Origin of the sequence: Streptomyces hazeniae (assembly GCF_031845485.1) — a bacterium.
Taxonomy (GTDB): domain Bacteria; phylum Actinomycetota; class Actinomycetes; order Streptomycetales; family Streptomycetaceae; genus Streptomyces; species Streptomyces hazeniae.
On record NZ_JAVREQ010000033.1, the window covers coordinates 24,800 to 43,968 of the forward strand.

The 19,169-nt window shown below is 72.3% G+C and carries 17 protein-coding genes; 12 read left to right on the forward strand and 5 right to left on the reverse strand.

What is annotated here, in order from left to right; translation table 11 throughout:
• Nucleotides 1–60: 60 nt before the first annotated feature.
• On the forward strand, nt 61–1,194 hold the full coding sequence (recA, locus tag RM572_RS26200; RefSeq protein WP_311675855.1) for a recombinase RecA: 1,134 nt from the start codon (nt 61–63) through the stop codon (nt 1,192–1,194).
• A gap of 3 nt (nt 1,195–1,197) precedes the next feature.
• Complete coding sequence (recX, locus tag RM572_RS26205) at nt 1,198–1,812, forward strand: recombination regulator RecX (protein WP_394813710.1); 615 nt, start codon at nt 1,198–1,200, stop codon at nt 1,810–1,812.
• Nucleotides 1,813–1,898: 86 nt separating this feature from the next.
• On the opposite strand, the gene RM572_RS26210 is transcribed toward recX, so the two are convergent.
• Nucleotides 1,899–3,290, reverse strand: a complete 1,392-nt coding sequence (locus tag RM572_RS26210) for a sensor histidine kinase (RefSeq protein ID WP_311675857.1) — start codon at nt 3,288–3,290, stop codon at nt 1,899–1,901.
• Nucleotides 3,291–3,326: 36 nt separating this feature from the next.
• Nucleotides 3,327–4,037, reverse strand: coding sequence for a response regulator transcription factor (locus RM572_RS26215; RefSeq protein WP_311675858.1), 711 nt, complete (start codon nt 4,035–4,037; stop codon nt 3,327–3,329).
• A 274-nt stretch (nt 4,038–4,311) separates the two neighbouring features.
• On the opposite strand from RM572_RS26215, the gene RM572_RS26220 reads away from it, so the two are divergent.
• The 5 genes from RM572_RS26220 (at nt 4,312) to RM572_RS26240 (ending at nt 9,351) form a co-directional block, all read left to right on the forward strand.
• A complete protein-coding gene (locus tag RM572_RS26220) occupies nt 4,312–5,103 on the forward strand; it encodes an amino acid ABC transporter ATP-binding protein (protein ID WP_136182089.1) in 792 nt (263 codons plus the stop codon).
• A 56-nt stretch (nt 5,104–5,159) separates the two neighbouring features.
• Nucleotides 5,160–5,990, forward strand: coding sequence for a glutamate ABC transporter substrate-binding protein (locus RM572_RS26225; RefSeq protein WP_311675859.1), 831 nt, complete (start codon nt 5,160–5,162; stop codon nt 5,988–5,990).
• A gap of 78 nt (nt 5,991–6,068) precedes the next feature.
• Entirely contained in the window at nt 6,069–6,737 is a 669-nt protein-coding gene (locus RM572_RS26230) for an amino acid ABC transporter permease (protein WP_311675860.1), read from the forward strand.
• A complete protein-coding gene (locus RM572_RS26235; protein ID WP_311675861.1) occupies nt 6,734–7,633 on the forward strand; it encodes an amino acid ABC transporter permease in 900 nt (299 codons plus the stop codon). Before RM572_RS26230 ends, RM572_RS26235 begins: the two co-directional genes overlap by 4 nt.
• 152 nt (nt 7,634–7,785) lie before the next feature.
• A complete protein-coding gene (locus RM572_RS26240) occupies nt 7,786–9,351 on the forward strand; it encodes an FAD-dependent monooxygenase (protein ID WP_311675862.1) in 1,566 nt (521 codons plus the stop codon).
• Nucleotides 9,352–9,448: 97 nt separating this feature from the next.
• On the opposite strand, the gene RM572_RS26245 is transcribed toward RM572_RS26240, so the two are convergent.
• Together RM572_RS26245 and RM572_RS26250 are read right to left on the reverse strand one after the other, a co-directional pair.
• The gene (locus RM572_RS26245) at nt 9,449–12,493 is read right to left on the reverse strand and encodes an alpha-mannosidase (RefSeq protein ID WP_311675863.1); all 3,045 of its coding nucleotides are present in this window, start codon (nt 12,491–12,493) and stop codon (nt 9,449–9,451) included.
• Nucleotides 12,494–12,640: 147 nt separating this feature from the next.
• A complete protein-coding gene (locus RM572_RS26250; protein ID WP_311675864.1) occupies nt 12,641–13,648 on the reverse strand; it encodes a TAXI family TRAP transporter solute-binding subunit in 1,008 nt (335 codons plus the stop codon).
• Between the two features lie 93 nt (nt 13,649–13,741).
• Between RM572_RS26250 and miaB the strand changes: the two genes are divergently transcribed.
• Nucleotides 13,742–15,235 (forward strand): tRNA (N6-isopentenyl adenosine(37)-C2)-methylthiotransferase MiaB, encoded by a 1,494-nt coding sequence (miaB, locus tag RM572_RS26255; protein ID WP_311675865.1) that lies wholly within the window; start codon nt 13,742–13,744, stop codon nt 15,233–15,235.
• Nucleotides 15,236–15,363: 128 nt separating this feature from the next.
• Nucleotides 15,364–16,080, forward strand: a complete 717-nt coding sequence (locus RM572_RS26260; RefSeq protein ID WP_311675866.1) for a class III extradiol dioxygenase subunit B-like domain-containing protein — start codon at nt 15,364–15,366, stop codon at nt 16,078–16,080.
• Nucleotides 16,081–16,181: 101 nt separating this feature from the next.
• Here RM572_RS26260 and RM572_RS26265 read toward each other — a convergent pair whose 3' ends face one another.
• A complete protein-coding gene (locus RM572_RS26265; protein WP_311675867.1) occupies nt 16,182–16,409 on the reverse strand; it encodes an antitoxin in 228 nt (75 codons plus the stop codon).
• Nucleotides 16,410–16,557: 148 nt separating this feature from the next.
• Between RM572_RS26265 and miaA the strand changes: the two genes are divergently transcribed.
• The 3 genes from miaA to dapF all read left to right on the forward strand — a co-directional run bounded on the left by miaA (nt 16,558) and on the right by dapF (nt 19,090).
• Nucleotides 16,558–17,514 (forward strand): tRNA (adenosine(37)-N6)-dimethylallyltransferase MiaA, encoded by a 957-nt coding sequence (gene miaA, locus RM572_RS26270; RefSeq protein ID WP_311675868.1) that lies wholly within the window; start codon nt 16,558–16,560, stop codon nt 17,512–17,514.
• 99 nt (nt 17,515–17,613) lie between these two features.
• Nucleotides 17,614–18,087, forward strand: coding sequence for a hypothetical protein (locus RM572_RS26275; RefSeq protein ID WP_394813711.1), 474 nt, complete (start codon nt 17,614–17,616; stop codon nt 18,085–18,087).
• Nucleotides 18,088–18,190: 103 nt separating this feature from the next.
• Entirely contained in the window at nt 18,191–19,090 is a 900-nt protein-coding gene (gene dapF / locus RM572_RS26280; protein ID WP_311675869.1) for a diaminopimelate epimerase, read from the forward strand.
• Nucleotides 19,091–19,169: the final 79 nt, after the last annotated feature.

Here is a 19,169-nt window from a genome sequence, read left to right on the forward strand (position 1 = left end):
CAGGCGCTAGCGTCTGACGACGTGAAGCGATCGACTCAAGCGAGCAACCGGGTGGCACCCATGGCTGGTACGGACCGCGAGAAGGCGCTGGACGCCGCACTCGCGCAGATTGAACGGCAATTCGGCAAGGGCGCCGTGATGCGCCTCGGCGAGCGGCCGAACGAGCCCGTCGAGGTGATCCCCACCGGCTCGACCGCTCTCGACGTCGCCCTCGGCGTCGGCGGGCTGCCGCGCGGCCGCGTGGTCGAGGTGTACGGCCCGGAGTCCTCCGGCAAGACCACGCTCACGCTGCACGCGGTGGCCAACGCGCAGCGTGCCGGCGGCACCGTCGCGTTCGTCGACGCGGAGCACGCCCTCGACCCGGAGTACGCGAAGAAGCTCGGCGTGGACGTCGACTCCCTCATCCTCTCCCAGCCGGACAACGGCGAGCAGGCGCTCGAGATCACCGACATGCTCATCCGCTCCGGTGCCCTCGACCTGATCGTGGTCGACTCGGTCGCCGCCCTGGTGCCCCGCGCCGAGATCGAGGGCGAGATGGGCGACTCGCACGTCGGTCTCCAGGCCCGCCTGATGAGCCAGGCGCTGCGGAAGATCACCGGTGCGCTCAACCAGTCGAAGACCACGGCGATCTTCATCAATCAGCTCCGCGAGAAGGTCGGCGTCATGTTCGGATCGCCTGAGACGACCACCGGTGGCCGGGCGCTGAAGTTCTACTCCTCGGTCCGGCTCGACATCCGCCGCATCGAGACCCTCAAGGACGGCACGGACGCGGTCGGCAACCGCACCCGCGTCAAGGTCGTCAAGAACAAGGTCGCCCCGCCCTTCAAGCAGGCCGAGTTCGACATCCTCTACGGCGTGGGCATCAGCCGTGAGGGCGGTCTGATCGACATGGGCGTGGAGCACGGCTTCATCCGCAAGTCCGGTGCCTGGTACACCTACGAGGGCGACCAGCTCGGTCAGGGCAAGGAGAACGCCCGCACGTTCCTCCGTGACAACCCCGACCTCGCCAACGAGATCGAGAAGAAGATCAAGGAGAAGCTGGGTATCGGCGTGAAGCCCCAGGACCCTGCCGGCGAGCCGCCCGCCGACGCGGCGGTCACGGCTGCGGATCCCGCTCCGGCGGCCGAAGGCAAGACGGTTCCGGCACCGGCGTCGAAGGCCAAGTCGGCCAAGGCCGCGACGGCCAAGAGCTAGTCCGTGACACGGCGCAGCCACTGGCCGGTGTCCGAAGACAGCGACGGCCCCGCCCCGTCGAGGGCCGGGGCGGAGCCGTCGCGCCGTGCCGGGGAACCGACCGCGGAACCGAAGGACCCGGTGGAACGGGCACGGGCGATCTGCCTGCGCCTGCTCACCGGCACCCCGCGGACCCGTCGGCAGCTCGCCGACGCCCTCCGCAGGCGGGAGATCCCGGACGAGGCGGCGCAGCAGGTGCTGGACCGCTTCGAAGAGGTCGGACTGATCGACGACGCGGCGTTCGCCGACGCCTGGGTGGACTCCCGCCACCACAGCCGCGGCCTCGCCCGCCGCGCCCTCGCCCGCGAGCTGCGCACCAAGGGCGTGGACGCGGCCACCGTCGACGAGGCCGTCGGCCGCCTCGATTCCGACCAGGAGGCGGAGACGGCCCGCGCCCTGGTCGACCGGAAACTGCGCACCACCCGCGGCCTGCCCCGGGAGAAGCGCATCCGCCGCCTGGCCGGGATGCTCGCCCGCAGGGGGTACGCGGAAGGCCTCGCCCTCCGCGTGGTGCGGCAGGCACTGGAAGAGGAGGGCGAGGACCCGGAGCTGCTGGAGGAGCACCTCCCCGAAGCCTGAACCGCGGGAGCGCCGGCGCTGCGGCCCCTGCGGCCTGGCGGCGGCGACCCTGCTCTCCGCCCGTGCGCGGCCGGCGTCCGGGCTCGTCAGCCTCCGGGCCGGTTGCGGGGCACGGTGACGATCACCCGGAGTCCGCGCGGCCGGTTCGGCGCGTACGTGATCTCCGCCCCGCCCGCCGCCAGCAGCGCGCGCGTGATGGACAGCCCGAGACCGGAGCCCGCGACGTTCTGGTGCCGATTGCTGCGCCAGAAGCGGTCGCCGATCCGCTCGAACTCCTCCTCCGACAACCCCGGCCCTTCGTCCGCCACCTCCAGCCGCACGTCCGGGCCCGCCGACGAGGCGCGTACCGTCACCGCGCCGCCGTCCGGCGAGAACTTGACCGCGTTGTCCACCACCGCGTCCAGCGCGCTCGACAGGGTCACCGGGTCGGCCCACCCCGTCAGCGCGGCGGCACCGGTGACCCGGAGCGTCACCCCGCGCCGCGCCGCCGCCGGTTCCCACGCCGCTACGCGCTCCGCCGCCAGCTCCGCCACGTCCGTCAGCCGCAGGTCGGCGGGCGAGTGCTCGGCCGACGCCAGGTCCAGCAGCCCGTCCAGCACCTCCGCCAGCCGCTTCCCCTCCGCCCGCACCGAGGCGAACTCCTCGTTGCCCTCCGGTAGCTCCAGCCCGAGCAGTTCGATGCGAAGCAGTAGTGCGGCCAGCGGGTTGCGCAACTGGTGGGAGGCGTCCGCCACGAAGGCGCGCTGCTGCTCCAGCACGTCCTCGACGTGGTCGGCCATCTCGTTGAACGACCGCGTCAGCCGTTGCAGCTCCGGTGGCCCCCAGGAGGCCGCCACCCTGGACTTGAACCGTCCGGTGGCGATCTCGTGCGTCGCCCGGTCCAGGATGCCCACCGGCCGCAGCACCCAGCGGGTCAGCACCAGCGCGGCCGCCACCGCCAGCAGCATCGCCGCGGCCTCGCCGATCACGATCGGCATCCAGCTCTCCACGATGCGGGACCGCAGCGGACCGGTGGGGGAGTCGATGTAGACGACCGCGGCCACATCACCGTCGCGGATCACCGGGGAGGCCACCGCGACACGGCCGTCCTGCCACGGCCACACCTGTGCCGGGTCGTGACTGCGGCGTCCCGCGAGGGCCTCCTGGAACGCCTGGCGCCCCGGCCCCGAGACCGGAACCCGCGACTCCGCGGGGGCGGTGGCCATCGCCTCGCCGTCCCGGTAGAAGACGCCCGCCCTGATGCCGTACAGCTCGTGATACCGGTCCAGTTCGCTGCGCAGCGTGTCCAGCCGTTCGCCGGGTTCGCTCTGCGCGGTGACGAACTGCGCCAGTGACGCGAACCGCGCCGTGTCGTCGATCCGGTCGACCACCAGCCGCTGCTGCTCCGCTGCCGCCATGCTCGCGGCCAGCGGAAAACCGAGCGCGAGCAGCACGCCGGCGAACAGCACGATGAGGAGGGGGAGCAGACGGGTGCGCATCAGGTGGGTCCGTGAGGGTCCTTGGTCGGGTGGCCTTCAGGCGGTCCAGTCGCCGGGTACGGCGAGCCGGTAGCCGACGCCGCGCACCGTCTCGATCAGGCTGGGCTGCTTGAGCTTGGAACGCAGCGACGCCACGTGGACCTCCAGCGTCCGGCCCGTGCCCTCCCAGTTGGTCCGCCACACCTCGCTGATGATCTGTTCGCGCCGGAAGACGACCCCCGGCCGCTGCGCCAGCAGCGCCAGCAGGTCGAACTCCTTGCGGGTCAGCGGGACCGGTTCGCCGTCCACCGACACCTGCCGGGTGGGCAGCTCCACCGCAACGTCCCCCAGCCGCAGCACGTCGTCCGCCGTGGCCGGCTCGGCGGCGGGCTCCTCCGCGGCGCTGCGCCGGGCGACCGCGTGAATGCGGGCCAGCAGCTCCCCGGTGTCGTACGGCTTCACCACGTAGTCGTCCGCGCCCAGGTTCAGCCCATGGATCCGGGACCGCACGTCGGACCGCGCGGTCACCATGATCACCGGCGTGGAGGTGAGCGCGCGGATGCGGCCGCACACCTCGAAGCCGTCCAGCCCGGGCAGCCCCAGGTCCAGCAGGACCACCGAGAACGGCGCCCCGTCCGGGTCCGGCACCAGCTCGCGCAGCGCGTCCTCCCCGTCACGGGCGTGCACCACGCTGAAACCGTGCCGCCGCAGCACCGCGGAGAGCGCCGCGGCGACGTGGTCGTCGTCCTCGACGAGCAGCAGCCTCATCGACGTCCTCTCCGTGGTGGTTTCAGCGGGCGTGGATTTCCGGTCCAGCACTGCATCCATGCGGATGCGCGCAGGTGAGTCAAGGGGCGTTCGCGTTGCCACCGATGTCCGTTATCCAGTCGGTACGCCACCGGAATGTCCCCTGTCACCTGTTTCACGTAGAGTGCTGGAAAGTGGCCGTATCGTTATGCTCAATTTCCCCTCAGATGTAATGACGCTGGTGGCGGCGGGTCACTAAGGTCCTCGCAACCGACGAGGACGGAGCTACACGCCGATGAGCAAACTATCGGTGACCAAGGACGGAGACGCCGGACGCCCGGAGTCGGCGCCGAGCGGCCTGGTCGTCATGGACAACGTCAACAAGCACTTCGGTGCGCTGCACGTGCTCCAGGACATCGACCTGACCATCGAACGCGGCGAGGTCGTCGTCGTCATCGGCCCCTCGGGATCCGGCAAGTCCACGCTGTGCCGCACGATCAACCGCCTGGAGACCATCGACTCGGGCTACATCGCCATCGACGGCAAGCCGCTGCCCCAGGAGGGCAAGGAGCTGGCCAAGCTGCGCGCGGACGTGGGCATGGTGTTCCAGTCCTTCAACCTCTTCGCGCACAAGACGGTGCTGGAGAACGTGACGCTGGGCCAGCTGAAGGTCCGCAAGACGGACAAGAAGGCCGCCGACGAGCAGGCGCGCCGCCTGCTGGACCGTGTGGGCGTCGCCAACCAGGCCGACAAGTACCCGGCGCAGCTGTCCGGCGGTCAGCAGCAGCGCGTGGCCATCGCCCGCGCCCTGGCCATGGACCCCAAGGTGATGCTCTTCGACGAGCCCACCTCCGCACTCGACCCCGAGATGATCAACGAGGTCCTCGAGGTCATGCAGCAGCTCGCCCGTGAGGGGATGACCATGGTCGTCGTCACCCACGAGATGGGCTTCGCGCGCTCCGCGGCGAACCGCGTGGTCTTCATGGCCGACGGCAAGATCGTCGAGGAGGCCACCCCCGACCAGTTCTTCAGCAACCCGCGCAGCGAACGCGCCAAGGACTTCCTGTCGAAGATCCTGCACCACTGAGCGGCGGCGCTCACCGCACGGTCACCTGCAACGACGCAACCCCAAGGATGTTCACCATGACCCTCCGCAAGACCAGCATCGCGGCTGCCGCCGCAGTCGTCCTCGCCCTCACCGCGACCGCCTGCGGCGGCGGTGGCGGCAGCGAGTCCGAAGACGGCATCACCATCGGTATCAAGGTCGACCAGCCCGGCCTGGGGCTGAAGACCCCCGACGGCGACTACGTCGGATTCGACGTCGATGTCGCCACCTACGTGGCCAAGGAGCTCGGCTACAAGGAGAGCGACATCACCTGGAAGGAGGCTCCCAGCGCCGACCGGGAGAACCTCATCGCCAACGGTGACGTCGACATGATCGCGGCCACCTACTCCATCACTCCGGAGCGCAAGGAGCGCGTCTCCTTCGCCGGCCCGTACCTTGTCGCGCACCAGGACCTGCTGGTGCGGAAGGACTACAACGACGTCAAGTCCAAGGGCGACCTCAACGACGCAGAGCTCAAGCTCTGCTCGGTGACCGGTTCGACGTCCGCTGTCAACGTAAAGAAGGACTTCGCTCCCAAGGCGGACCTGCAGGAGTACGGCACCTACTCGGAGTGCCTCACCGGTCTGCAGAACGGCAACGTCGACGCGCTCACCACCGACGACAGCATTCTGGCCGGCTACGCGTCCCAGGACGTGCACCAGGGCAAGTTCAAGCTGCTCGGACTCAACCTGAGCGATGAGCCCTACGGTGTCGGCGTCAAGAAGGGCGACACCGAGATGCAGAAGAAGGTCAACGACGCGATCACGAAGATGATCGAGGACGGCTCCTGGAAGAAGTTCGCCGAGAAGCACTTCGGCCCGGCCGACTACGACTACGGCCAGGCGCCGGAGATCACCGAAGGCAGCTGACGAAACACGCGGCCGGGTGGCGCGCCGTCCTGACATGGGCGGCGCGCCACCTCCGCAACGGCGAGAGCGCGGGAGAACGTGTTCGACTTTCTCAATGAGTACGACGTATTGGGGGCTTTCTGGGTCACGGTCCAGCTGACCCTCTGGTCGGCGATAGGTTCCCTGATCTGGGGAACCATGCTCGCCGCCATGCGCGTGAGTCCGGTGCCGGTGATGCGCACCTTCGGCACGGTGTACATCAACACCGTGCGGAACACGCCGCTGACCCTGATCATCGTCGGGACATCGCTGGCGCTGTACCAGACGCTCGGCATCGAACTGGGCGGCGGCACCTCGAAGGAGATCAGCTTCAAGCTGGCCATCCTCGGCCTGATCGCCTATCACGCGTGCTTCGTCTGTGAGTCGCTGCGCTCCGGCATCAACACCGTGCCGGTGGGGCAGGCCGAGGCGGCGCGCGCCCTGGGGCTGAAGTTCAGCCAGGTCCTGAGCCTGATCGTGCTGCCGCAGGCGTTCCGCTCGGTGGTGGCCCCGCTGGCCAACGTCCTGATCGCGCTCACCAAGAACACCACGGTGGCAGCCGCGATCGGAGTGGCCGAGGCGGCCCTCCTGATGAAGGAGATGGTCGAGTTCGAGAGTGACAAGATCTTCTTGATCTTCGCCGTATTCGCCTTCGGCTTCGTGGTTCTCACCCTTCCGACGGGGCTGTTCCTCGGCTGGGTGGGCAAGCGTGTGGCGGTGAAGCGATGAGCAACCTGTCCGTTCTGTACGACGCGCCGGGCCCCAAGGCGAAGGCGCGCAACGTCCTCTACACCCTCCTCTTCCTCGCGGTGTTCGCGCTGGTGGTCTGGTGGGGGGTCGACACCCTCAACGCCAAGAACCAGCTCAGCGCCGACAAGTGGGGGCCCTTCGTCACCGACTCCCGCGTGTGGACCACCTACCTGCTTCCGGGGCTGGTGGAAACGCTGAAGGCGGCGGCGCTCTCCATCGTGTTGGCTCTGCCTCTGGGTGCGCTGCTCGGTATCGCCCGGCTGTCCGACCACGCGTGGGTCAGCAAGCCTGCCGGCTTCGTGGTGGAGATCTTCCGGGCCATCCCCGTGCTGCTGATGATGGTCTTCGCCAGCCAGGTGTACGTCATGTACACGGACATCGAGTCCGAGGTGCGCCCGCTCTACGCGGTCGTCACCGGCCTGGTGCTCTACAACGGCTCCGTCATCGCGGAGATCGTGCGCGCCGGGATCCTGTCGCTGCCGAGCGGTCAGACCGACGCGGCCAAGGCGATCGGCATGCGCAAGTGGCAGTTGATGGTCTTCGTGCTGCTGCCGCAGGCAGTCACCGCGATGCTGCCGGCGTTGGTCAGCCAGCTCGTGGTGATCGTGAAGGACACCGCGCTGGGTGGTGCGATCCTCGGCTTCGGCGACCTGATGAACCAGACCAGCACGATCTCGGCTAACTACGCCAACGTGATCGCGACGTTCACGGCGGTCGCCATCGTGTACATCGTGCTCAACCTCGTGCTCACCTGGATCGCCGGCTGGATCGAGGCGCGTATCCGGCGTGGCAAGCGCACCACCGGTGCCGTCGTGCACGGCGGGGCGACGGAGGACATGGAGTACGAGGAGCCCACGCCCGGCACGAAGGCCTGACTCCACGGCTTCCCCGGCCGACGGCAACACCACTGCCCGTTCCCCCGCTTGACGGGGGGACGGGCAGTGGGTTGCATACCTGAGGTGATCGTGCACCGGGCTCCGTCAGCGTCAACTCCGCTCGTCTCCGTGGACCGTGAGGGCCGCACGCTGTGGAACCGGTGATCGTCGCCGGCGCGGGCCCGGTCGGGCTGGCGCTGGCCCTGGCGCTCGCGCGCCGTTCCGTTCCGTCCGTCGTGCTCGACTCCGGGGACGGCGAGGTCGTGCGGCGGGCCGCTCGCACCTGTGTGCTGCGCCCGCAGACGGCGGCGCTCCTGCCGGGTGTGGAGACCGCCCGCTGGCGCGTCTGGCGGACCGAACGACGCCGCCAGTGCGTCGAACGGGTGGAACTGGACGACGAGACGTCCCCGCTGCACGTCGAGCAGTACCGGCTGGAGCACGCCCTCCGCGAGGCCCTCGCCGACGAGAAGCTGGTGCGGATCGCCACCGGAAGCCGGCTCGACACCCTCGAGCAGGACGCCGAGGGCGTCACCGCCCACACCCGCGGCCCCGGCGGCACGTGGTGGCGCGGCAGCTATCTGGTCGGCTGTGACGGTGCCCGCTCCACGGTGCGCAAGCTGCTCGGCATCGGGTTCGCCGGCCGGACGTCCGTCGAGCGGTACGCCGTCGCCGCCGTCCGTACCCGGCTGCCCCGGCCGGACGAGGCGCTGCTGCACCGGGACCCCGGCGGCCGGGGCGGGGAGCTGACCGCCCGGCCGCTGCCGCACGCCGCCTGGCGCCTGGACTGGCTGCTGCCGCCCCGGGGCGACCTGGTCACACCGGAGGAGATGCTCGACCGGGTGCACGCCACGCTGGCGCTGCTGCATCAGGGGTCGGCCGACGACGCGCCCCCGGCGTACGAACTCCTCGACACCGGGGTGTACGCGACCCACCAGCGTCTCGCGCGCAGGTGGCGGGTGCAACGGGCCTTCCTCGCCGGGGACGCCGCCCACCTGGCCGGTGCGCTGGGCGTGCAGAACGTCGACGAGGGGCTGCGGGACGCGGCCAACCTGGCGTGGAAGCTGGCGCTCGCCTGGCACCACGGCGCGCGCGAAACGGACGCGGACGAGGCTCTCCTCGACAGCTACTCCGCCGAACGCCGCGCCGCCGTGGGCGCCCGGCTGCGCGCGGTCGACCAGGCGCTGCCGTTCGTACGGCGAGGCGGGGGTGGGCTGCGCACGCTGCTGCCCGGGGGCGGCGCGGGCGGCCCTCTGGGACTGCTGACGGACGGTCATCTCGGCCGCGGACCGCTCGGCTGCGCCCCCGTGTACGACCGTTCGCCGCTCGCCGTGGACGGCAAGCACGCCGTGCGTACGGACACCGCGCCCGGTGAACCGGTCCGGGACGTGCCGGTGGTCCTGCTGGACGGCACCCGCGCCCGGCTGCGGGAGCGGCTGGGCGGCCGCGGCGGCGACCTGGTGGTGGCGCTCGTCGCGCCGGGGACGGGGGTGTGGGCCAGCCGGCACTGGCTGCGGGCCGGGCTGATGCCCGAACTGGCGGCGGCGGTCGAGGCGTTGCCGCTGGCGGCGGAGCTGGTGGTCATGGAGGAGTACCCGGGGGCGACGGCGCACACCGTGCTCGCGGTACGCCCGGACGGCCACCTGGCCGGTGCGTTCCACGGGGCGCGGCCCGAGGCGCTGCGCGCCTGCGCGCGCGCCCTCACGGCGGCGGACGCCTGACCGCCGCCCGCCGCCGGGCGGGCTTCTCCGGAAGCCCGCCCGGCGGCCGAGTGGCGTCAGCTCGACGGCCGACGACGCAGCCGTCAGCGCATAGCCGTCAACCCGCTGCCGTCAGCCGTAGCGTGACGATCTGGAACGGCCGCAGCGTCAGCTCCACCGTGCCGTCGCCGACGAGAGGACCCACGTCGGCGAGCGGCGGGTCCAGGGGCCGTTCGAGCAGGTCGGTCTCGGTCACCGACCGCACCGGGAAGCCCGCCGTCAGCGCTGTCCGCGCCCGCCCACCGTGCGCCTCGTACAGTCGCACGATCACGTCGCCGCTGCGGTCCTCCGCGAGTTTCACCGCCTCCACCACGACCTGCTCGCCGTCGACGGCGACCAGGGGCCGCACGGACGCGCCGGAGCCGCGCACCACACGCTCCGGCAGGTTGATCCAGTGGCCCTCGCGCACGGCGGCGGGCTCGTCCGCGCCGACCGCGAGGGCGTACCGCAGACGGTGGCCGCCCTGGTCGGTCTCCGGGTCCGGGTAGCGGGGCGCGCGCAGCAGCGACAGCCGTACGGTCGTGGTCTGGCCGCCGTCCGCACGGATGTCCCGGGTGACGTCGTGTCCGTACGTCGAGTCGTTGACCAGCGCCACACCCCACACGGGTTCGGCGACGTGGATCCAGCGGTGCGCGCAGATCTCGAACTTGGCCGCCTCCCACGAGGTGTTGGTGTGGGTCGGCCGGTAGACGTGCCCGAACTGGGTCTCCGCGGCGGACCGCTCGGCCTTGAGGTCCAGCGGGAACGCGGCCTTGAGGAAGGTCTCCGACTCGTGCCAGTCCACCTCCGTGTCGATGTCCAGCCGCCGTTCGCCGGCCCGCAGGGTGAGCAGCTGCACCACCGACGAGCCGTTGCCGAAGCTGCGCGCCACCCGCACCGTCGCCTCACCCGGGTCGTTCGCGGACAGCGACACCTCGTCGGCCTCGGTGAGGTCGGTGACGTTGTTGCGGTAGTAGGAGTCGACGTCCCAGGCGTCCCAGGCGGTGGGGAAGTCCGGGTGGAGCTGGAGCAGGTTCGCCGCCCCTCCCGGCGGCACGGCGTCGCGCAGCGCGGCCAGGTAGTCGGCGGCGGAGACGACCAGGCCCCGGTCGTCGATCTCGACACGCAGCAGCCCGTTGTCCAGCACCCAGCCGCCGCCGTCCCGCTCCCGGGCGGTCACCGGCTCGCCGGCGCGGACCGGCAGGGCCGCCCCGCCGCCGGGGACGCCGTTGCGGGCGTGCGGAGCCCCGTTGAAGACGACGTCCTCGGTGCCCTCCCCGGCCAGGGCCCGCTGCGCGGCGTCGATCAGCGCCTCCAGCTCGGCCCTGACACGCGCGTACGTCTCCCGCGCCTCCCGGTGCACCCAGGCAATGGACGAACCGGGCAGGATGTCGTGGAACTGGTGCAGCAGCACCGTCTTCCAGATCCGCTCCAGTTCGTCGTACGGGTAGCCGAAGCCGGGGACGCGCAGCGCCGCGGTGGCCGACCACAGCTCGGCCTCGCGCAGCAGCGACTCGCTGTGCCGGTTGCCCTGCTTGGTCTTCGCCTGCGAGGTGTACGTGCCGCGGTGCAGCTCCAGATACAGCTCGCCCGCCCACACCGGGGCGTCCGGGTACTCCTCGTGGGCCTTCTCGAAGAACGCCGACGGCCGTTCCACGGTCACCCGCGGCGAGCCCTCCAGGTCCGCCAGCCGGGCCGCACGGGCCAGCATCTCGCGGGTCGCGCCACCCCCGCCGTCACCCCAGCCGAACGGGGCGAGCGAACGCGTGCCGCCGCCCTTGTCGCGGTAGTTGCGGGCCGCGTGCGCCATCTCCCGGCCGCTCAGATCGGAGTTGTAGGTGTCGACCGGAGGGAAGTGGGTGAACACCCGGGTGCCGTCGATGCCCTCCCACCAGAAGGTGTGGTGCGGGAAGGGGTTCGTGCGGCTCCAGGAGATCTTCTGCGTCAGGAACCAGCGGCAGCCGGCCAGGTGCACGATCTGCGGCATCGCCGCCGTGTAGCCGAAGGAGTCCGGCAGCCACACCTCCTTCGTCTCCACCCCGAACTCCTCGAGGAAGAACCGCTTCCCGTAGAGGAACTGGCGCGCCATGGCCTCGCCGCCGACCATGTTGGTGTCCGACTCCACCCACATCCCGCCGACCGGCACGAACTGCCCGTCCGCCACCTTCTTCCGCACCCGGGCGTACACCTCGGGCCGGTGCTCCTTGAGCCAGGCGTACTGCTGGGCCTGCGACATCGCGAAGACGTACTCGGGATGATCCTCCATCAGCGCCACCGTGTTGGACGCGGTGCGCGCGACCTTCCGCACGGTCTCCCGCAGCGGCCACAGCCAGGCCGAGTCGATGTGCGCGTGCCCCACCGCGCTGATCCGGTGCGCGGACGGCCGGGCCGGCGTCGCCAGCACGCCGGCGAGTCGTTCCCGGCCCCGTGCGGCGGTGCCGGAGACGTCCGCCAGGTCCACGGCGTCCAGCGCCTCGCCGAGGGCGCGCAGCAGCTCCCAGCGCCGGGCGTCCTCCAGCGGCAGTTCACGCATCAGCGCATCCGCCACCTCCAGGTCGTGGACCAGCTCCCACACCTCGGGGCGGAACACCGCCAGGTCCATCCGCCCGAGCCGGTACAGCGGGCCGCCGCCCGCGGTGAGCCGGTCGCCCTGGTACGTCGGCGTCTGCGGCGTGTTGAGGACCGGGTTGGACGCCGCCTCGACGTACAGCTCGACCTCCTCGCCGCCCGCGGCCGGCGCGGCGACGGGCGCCCAGGCGTTCCGCGGACTGAGGCCCTTCACCACCTCGCCGTCCGCGCGGTGCACCAGGCCCTCGCACTGGAAGCCCGGCATGTCCCGGTCGAAACCGAGGTCGAGCAGCGCCTCGACCCGCTGTCCGGCCCACTTTGCGGGCACCCGCCCGGTCAGCCGGAACCAAGTGGTGCCCCAGGCGGGCCCCCATTCCTCGCCCACGGCCGCCGGTCCGTACGTCGCCGCCAGCCCCTCGGACACCGGCACCGGTTCACCCGGCGCCTCCCAGCGCTCCACCGTCAGCGGCACCGGCGAGCCGTGCACGGCGGGCCTGATCCGTTCGTCCAGTACGCGACGCAGGCGGGCTTCGACGGTGCTGCGTTCGTCGTGCATGTCGGCGGCTCCTTCGCTCGGGCGGGAGGGACGCGCGGGCCGGCGGGCACCGGCCCCCAGCGGGGTCGTTCGGCGGGCGGCCCCACGCCATCCGTACCCGTCACCGCCCGGTGCCGGAACCCCCGTGCGCGTCCCGCGGCGCCGCCGTCACGGTTTGACGGCCCGGTAGTAGCGCTGCGCCCCGGTGTGCAGGCGGAGCGGGTCGGTGTAGATCGCGGTCCGCAGGTCGACCTTCTGGGCCGCGTGCACCCGCTGCCCGATGGTGTCCCGGCTGCGGATCAGCGAACGGGTCAGGGCCTCGGTCACCGCCGGGTCCGCGTCCGCGGTGGTGACCAGCAGGTTGCTCACCGCGATGGTGTCCACCGGCTCGCCCTGCTGCACGCTCGGATAGGCGTCGCCCGGCATCACCGCCGCCCGGTAGTGCCGGGTCTCGGGCTCCATCCGGTGCAGGCGCGACATGAGTGCGCCGAGCGGCACCAGGCGGATGTGGTCCACGACGGCGAGGTCCTCGATGGCGCCCGTGGGCAGACCGCCGGACCAGAAGAACGCGTCCAGCTCCCCGCTCTCCAGCATGCCGGGCATGACGTCGATGCCCGCCGGGACCGCGTCGATGTCCTGCTCCCGGTCCAGACCGGCCGCCTCCAGGAGCCGCCCGGCGACCAGGCTGACCCCGGAACGCTCCTCGCCCATCCCGACCCGCAGTCCCCGCAGGTCGCGTGCCTCCCGGACCGGAGACTCGGCCGGGACCACGAGCTGCATGTAGTCGTCGTAGAGCCGCGCGACCGCCCGCAGCCCGTCCCCACCCTCGCCGCCCTGCTTCAGATGGGCGGCCACGGCGTCGGACTGGGCGATGGTGAAGTCGGCCTCCCCGGAGACCAGCATGTCGATGTTCTGCACCGACCCCTGGCTCGGCACCAGCTCCATGCTCAGTCCGGGCACGTCCCGCGCCAGGCGCTGCTTCAGCAGCGAGCCGTACTGCTGGTACACCCCGGTGGGCACGCCGGTGGCGAACGTGAGCGTGCCGCGCGGCTGGGCCGGGCCCGCGGGCACCAGCCACCACGCGAGCAGCCCGAGCACCACGAGCAGGGCGGCGCCGCCGAGCGCGCGGCCCCCCGGGACGCCGGGGCGGGGAGCGAGGAAGCGGAATGCGGTCATGACCGCCGCATCCTGCCATCGGTGGGCCGCCGCGGGGGAGTGCGGGACGGGAGGAGGTGCGTCACAGCGGACGGCGTACCCTGGTCGACTGAGATGAGTGCGAAGACTTATGAGCTGCGGACGTTCGGCTGCCAGATGAACGTTCACGACAGCGAGCGGATGGCGGGCCTGCTGGAGGACGCCGGTTACGAGCGTGCCCCCGAGGGCGCCGACGGCGCCGACGTCGTGGTGTTCAACACCTGTGCGGTGCGCGAGAACGCCGACAACCGGCTGTACGGCAACCTCGGGCAGCTGGCGCCCAGGAAGGCCGCCCGCCCCGGGATGCAGATCGCCGTCGGCGGCTGCCTGGCGCAGAAGGACCGGGACACCATCGTCCGGCGCGCCCCGTGGGTGGACGTCGTCTTCGGCACGCACAACGTCGGCAAGCTGCCGGTGCTGCTGGAGCGGGCCCGCGTCGAGCAGGAGGCGCAGGTCGAGATCGCCGAGTCGCTGGAGGCGTTCCCCTCCACCCTGCCGACCCGTCGCGAGAGCCCGTACGCCGCCTGGGTCTCGGTCTCCGTCGGCTGCAACAACACCTGCACCTTCTGCATCGTGCCGCAGCTGCGCGGCAAGGAGAAGGACCGTCGGCCCGGCGACATCCTGGCCGAGGTGGAGGCGCTGGTGGCCGAGGGCGTCAGCGAGATCACCCTGCTCGGGCAGAACGTCAACGCCTACGGCAGCGACATCGGTGACCGCGAGGCGTTCGGCAAGCTGCTGCGTGCCTGCGGACGGATCGACGGGCTGGAGCGCGTCCGTTTCACCTCCCCGCACCCGCGCGACTTCACCGACGACGTGATCGCGGCGATGGCCGAGACGCCGAACGTGATGCCGCAGCTGCACATGCCGCTGCAGTCCGGCTCGTCCCGGGTGCTGAAGGCCATGCGCCGCAGCTACCGGCAGGACCGCTTCCTCGGCATCATCGAGAAGGTCCGCGCGTCGATCCCGGAGGCGGCGATCTCCACCGACATCATCGTGGGCTTCCCCGGCGAGACCGAGGAGGACTTCGAGGAGACGCTGCACGTCGTGCGCGAGTCCCGCTTCGCGCAGGCGTTCACCTTCCAGTACAGCAAGCGCCCCGGCACGCCGGCCGCCGAGATGGACGACCAGATCCCCAAGGCCGTCGTCCAGCAACGCTACGAGCGGCTGGTCGCGCTCCAGGAGGAGATCTCCTGGGAGGAGAACAGGAAGCAGGTCGGGCGCACCCTGGAGGTCATGGTCGCCGAGGGCGAGGGCCGGAAGGACGACGCCACCCGGCGGCTGTCCGGCCGTGCCCGGGACAACCGGCTGGTGCACTTCGCCCGCCCCGAGGAGCCGGTACGCCCCGGCGACGTGGTCGAGACCGAGGTCACCTACGCCGCCCCGCACCACCTGCTCGCCGAGGGCCCGGCGCGGGCCGTGCGCCGCACCCGCGCGGGCGACGCCTGGGAGCGGCGCAACGCCGAGCCCGAGCCGGCTTCCGCGGGCGGCGGCGTCATGCTCGGCCTGCCCACCGTCGGCGCTCCCGCGCCGCAGCCGGCGTCCGCGGGCGGCGGCTGCAGCGTCTGCTGAGCCTTCGCGCCACGCCTCCCTGCTGCCGGCCGGTCCGCTCGTACGGGCCGCCGGGCCGTGCCGGGTGACCCGTCCGCGGCGCCGTGCGTCTCACGAGCCGCACGGCGCGCGGGTCGTAAGCTGCCGTCATGCTTGTCGCCGCCGCCGTGTGCCCGTGTCCGCCGCTGCTGGTGCCCGAGGTCGCGGGGGGCGCCGCGCCCGAGATGGACGACGCGCGCGCCGCCTGTTTCGACGCGCTCGCGGTGCTGGCCGCCGCCCGGTCCGACCGGCTGGTCGTCGTCGGGCCGGCGGAGCCTTCCGCGCGGGGCCCGTACCCGCAGGGGTCGCGCGGCTCGTTCCGCGGTTTCGGGGTCGACCTGGACGTGACGCTGGGCCCCGCCTCCGAAGTGGCTCCGCAGGCGCACGAGCTCCCGCCCTCGCTGGCTGTCGGCGGCTGGCTGCTCGAGCGCACCGCGTGGGCCGGCGTGCCGGTGGAGGGCCTGGGCGTGGGCGAGCCGCTCGCCGGGGCGCGGTGTGCGGAGACCGGGCGGCGGATCGCCGGATCGGCGCCCCGTGTGGCCCTTCTCGTCATGGGCGACGGCACCACGTGCCGCACGCTGAAGGCGCCGGGCTACTTCGACCCGCGCGCCGCCGACTTCGACGCGTCGGTGGCGAGGGCGCTGGGAGCCGCCGACGTGTCCGCGCTCCTCGCGCTCGACGAGGAGCAGGCGTACGAACTGGGCGCGTCCGGCCGCGCCGGATGGCAGGTCCTGGCCGGGGCGGCGGAGGACGCCGGGCTCACCGGGCGGCTCCTGTACGACGCCGCTCCGTACGGCGTGGGTTACCTGGTCGCCGGCTGGTCCTGAGACCGGGTGGGGTCCGGTCGTGGCCTACACACGTACGAGAGCGGGGGCGGCCCGCCGGCCGCCCCCGCTCCGCTGCCCCGTCGCCCCCGTTGCGCGACGGATCAGGCCGCGCTGCCGCCGCCGCGGCCTCCGGGCTGGTCGCCGCCCTTGCCCCCTTCCTGCGTCCAGCGGTCCATCGCCTCCTGGCCCTTCTGCGTGCCGGTGTCGATCTTGTCGCTGTGCTTCCCGCCGGTGCGCTCGTCCAGAGTGTTCCCGGCCTTCTCCATGCCCTGGTCGGCCTTGTCGCCGTGCTGGCCGAGCATGCCCTTGACCTTGTCCATGAAGCTCATGGCGGTCACCTTTCCTGTGGACTGCTGAGAGTGTGGGGCGCTCACGATGAAGCGGGCGAAATCGCCCATATCCACCCTGGGTCATATCCGGGCATGTGACAACTCGCCCGCCGTGAGCGAGCCGCCGCGCGTTTGCGAGACTGGCGCTGTGACAGCTCCATCCCGCACCCCCGAAGCACTGCCGTCGTGCCAGGTCGTGGCCGTCGTCGGCGCCACCGCCGCCGGCAAGTCGGATCTCGCCGTCGAGCTGGCCCGCAGGCTGGGGGGCGAGATCGTCAACGCCGACTCCATGCAGCTCTACCGCGGCATGGACATCGGCACGGCCAAGCTGACCGGGCCGGAGCGGCGAGGCGTTCCGCACCATCTCCTGGACGTCTGGGACGTCACCGAGGCGGCCAGTGTGGCCGAGTACCAGCGGCTGGCCCGGGCGGAGATCGAGCGGCTGCTTTCCGCAGGCCGCGTGCCGGTGCTGGTCGGCGGCTCGGGTCTGTACGTGCGCGGCGCCATCGACGTGATGGAGTTCCCCGGCACCGACCCGGACGTCCGGGCCCGCCTGGAGGCCGAACTCGCCGAGGGCGGGTCCGGTCCGCTGCACGCCCGCCTCGCGGCCGCGGACCCGCAGGCGGCGCGCGCCATCCTGCCCAGCAACGGCAGGCGCGTGGTGCGGGCGCTGGAGGTCATCGAGATCACCGGCCGCCCCTTCACCGCGAACCTCCCCGGCCACGAGTCCGTCTACGACACGCTGCAGATCGGCGTCGAGGTGCCGCGTCCCGAACTGGACGGGCGGATCGCCCGCAGGGTCGACCGGATGTGGGAGGCCGGCCTGGTCGACGAGGTCCGCGCGCTGGAACGGGAAGGGCTGCGGGAGGGCCGCACGGCGTCCCGCGCTCTCGGCTACCAGCAGGTGCTGGCGGCCCTCGCGGGCGACTGCACGGAGGACGCGGCCCGCGCGGAGACCGTACGGGCCACCAAGCGCTTCGCCCGCCGCCAGGACTCCTGGTTCCGGCGGGACCCGCGGGTGCACTGGCTCAGCGGTGCGGACACCGCGCGGGACGACCTGACGGGCGCGGCACTGGCCTTGCTCGAACGACCGGTCACAGCCTGATCACGTGATGGCATCGGGACGTCCTGAGCGTGCTGGACGGCCCTTCCGGCGTGCCATCATCGACCATCGTTCGAGTTGTTCAGCAGGAGTGGAGGGCACGTGGCGATGGCAGCCGGCCCTCGTGACGACGAAGAGTCCGCAGTGGAGTACGGGGTCTACCTGGACTACTCCCCGACCCCCGCGGTCCGGGACGAGATCGGCGACGAGGACCTTCCCGACCAGGACCCGCCGGTCGAGCCGCACGAACTGCGGCCCCCGCGCCGGCTACGGCTCTGGCAGCTCGCGCCCATCGTGATATTGGGCGCCCTCGGCTCGCTCATGTTCGCCTTCCCGCTGGCCTTCGAGCCCGGCGGCCGTTCCGGCGCCGTGGTGGCCATGCTCGGCCTGCTGATCTGCTGCTGCGCCGCGGGATGGGGCGTGATCGCCGCCCGGCGCGTCGGGCACGTCTGGCCGGGCCTGCCCGCGCCGGGGTCCGGTGAGAGAGCGAACTGGCGGGTGGTGCTCGCCTACACCGCCGTGGTCGGCACCCTCGCCGCGCTCGCCCTGTGGCGGGTCGCCCGCCTCTCCGGCTGAGCGCTGCGCCGTAGCTCGGGCCCCGGGCCGTCAGTACTCCCCGGGCCCCGGCGCCCCGGGCGCGCCGCGCCCGCGGGCCACGTCTGCCGATACGATCGATGCCGTGAGCACCGCGCAGCCCGTGCCGTTCCTCAAGGGCCATGGCACCGAGAACGACTTCGTGATCGTCCCCGACCCGGACGGCGCCCTCGCTCTGGACGCCGCCGCCGTGCGGCGCCTGTGCGACCGCCGGGCCGGAGTGGGCGGCGACGGCCTGCTCCGCGTCGTGCGCTCCGCCGCGCACCCCGAGGCCCGGGAGACGGCGGGCGACGCCGAGTGGTTCATGGACTACCGCAACGCCGACGGCAGCATCGCCGAGATGTGCGGCAACGGCGTCCGCGTGTTCGCCCGCTACCTGCACCGTGCCGGTCTGGTGCCGCCCGGCGATCTCGTCGTGGCCACCCGCGCCGGGCTGCGGCGGGTCCACCTCGCCAAGGACGCACCCACCGGGGCGTTCGGGGCCCTCGCCGCCGGACCCGTCACCGTCGGCATGGGCCGTGCCGCGCTGCCCGAGGGCGACGTCACGGTGACCGTCGGCGACCGCAGCCGGCCCGCCCGGCACGTCGGCATGGGCAACCCGCACGCCGTCGTCTTCGTCGACGACCTGGCCCACGCCGGGCGCCTGCTCGACCCCCCGCTGGTCACCCCGGCGACGGCCTACCCCGACGGCGTCAACGTCGAGTTCGTCGTCGACCGCGGGCCGCGCCACGTCGCTCTCCGCGTGCACGAACGCGGCTCCGGCGAGACCCGTTCCTGCGGTACGGGCGCCTGCGCGGTGATGGTCGCCGCCGCACGCCGCGACGGTGCCGACCCGGCCGCCGACGGAGCACCCGTCACCTACACCGTCGACGTCCCCGGCGGACGTCTGGTCATCACCGAACGCCCCGACGGGGAGATCGAGATGACGGGCCCGGCGGTGATCGTGGCCGAGGGTGTCCTCGACCCGGCCTGGCTCGCCGGCTGAAGCTCCGTCACGCCAGGCTGAAGCCCCGTCACGCCGGCCTGAATCCCCGTCACCCCTCGCCGCCGCACTCCCGGGTGTC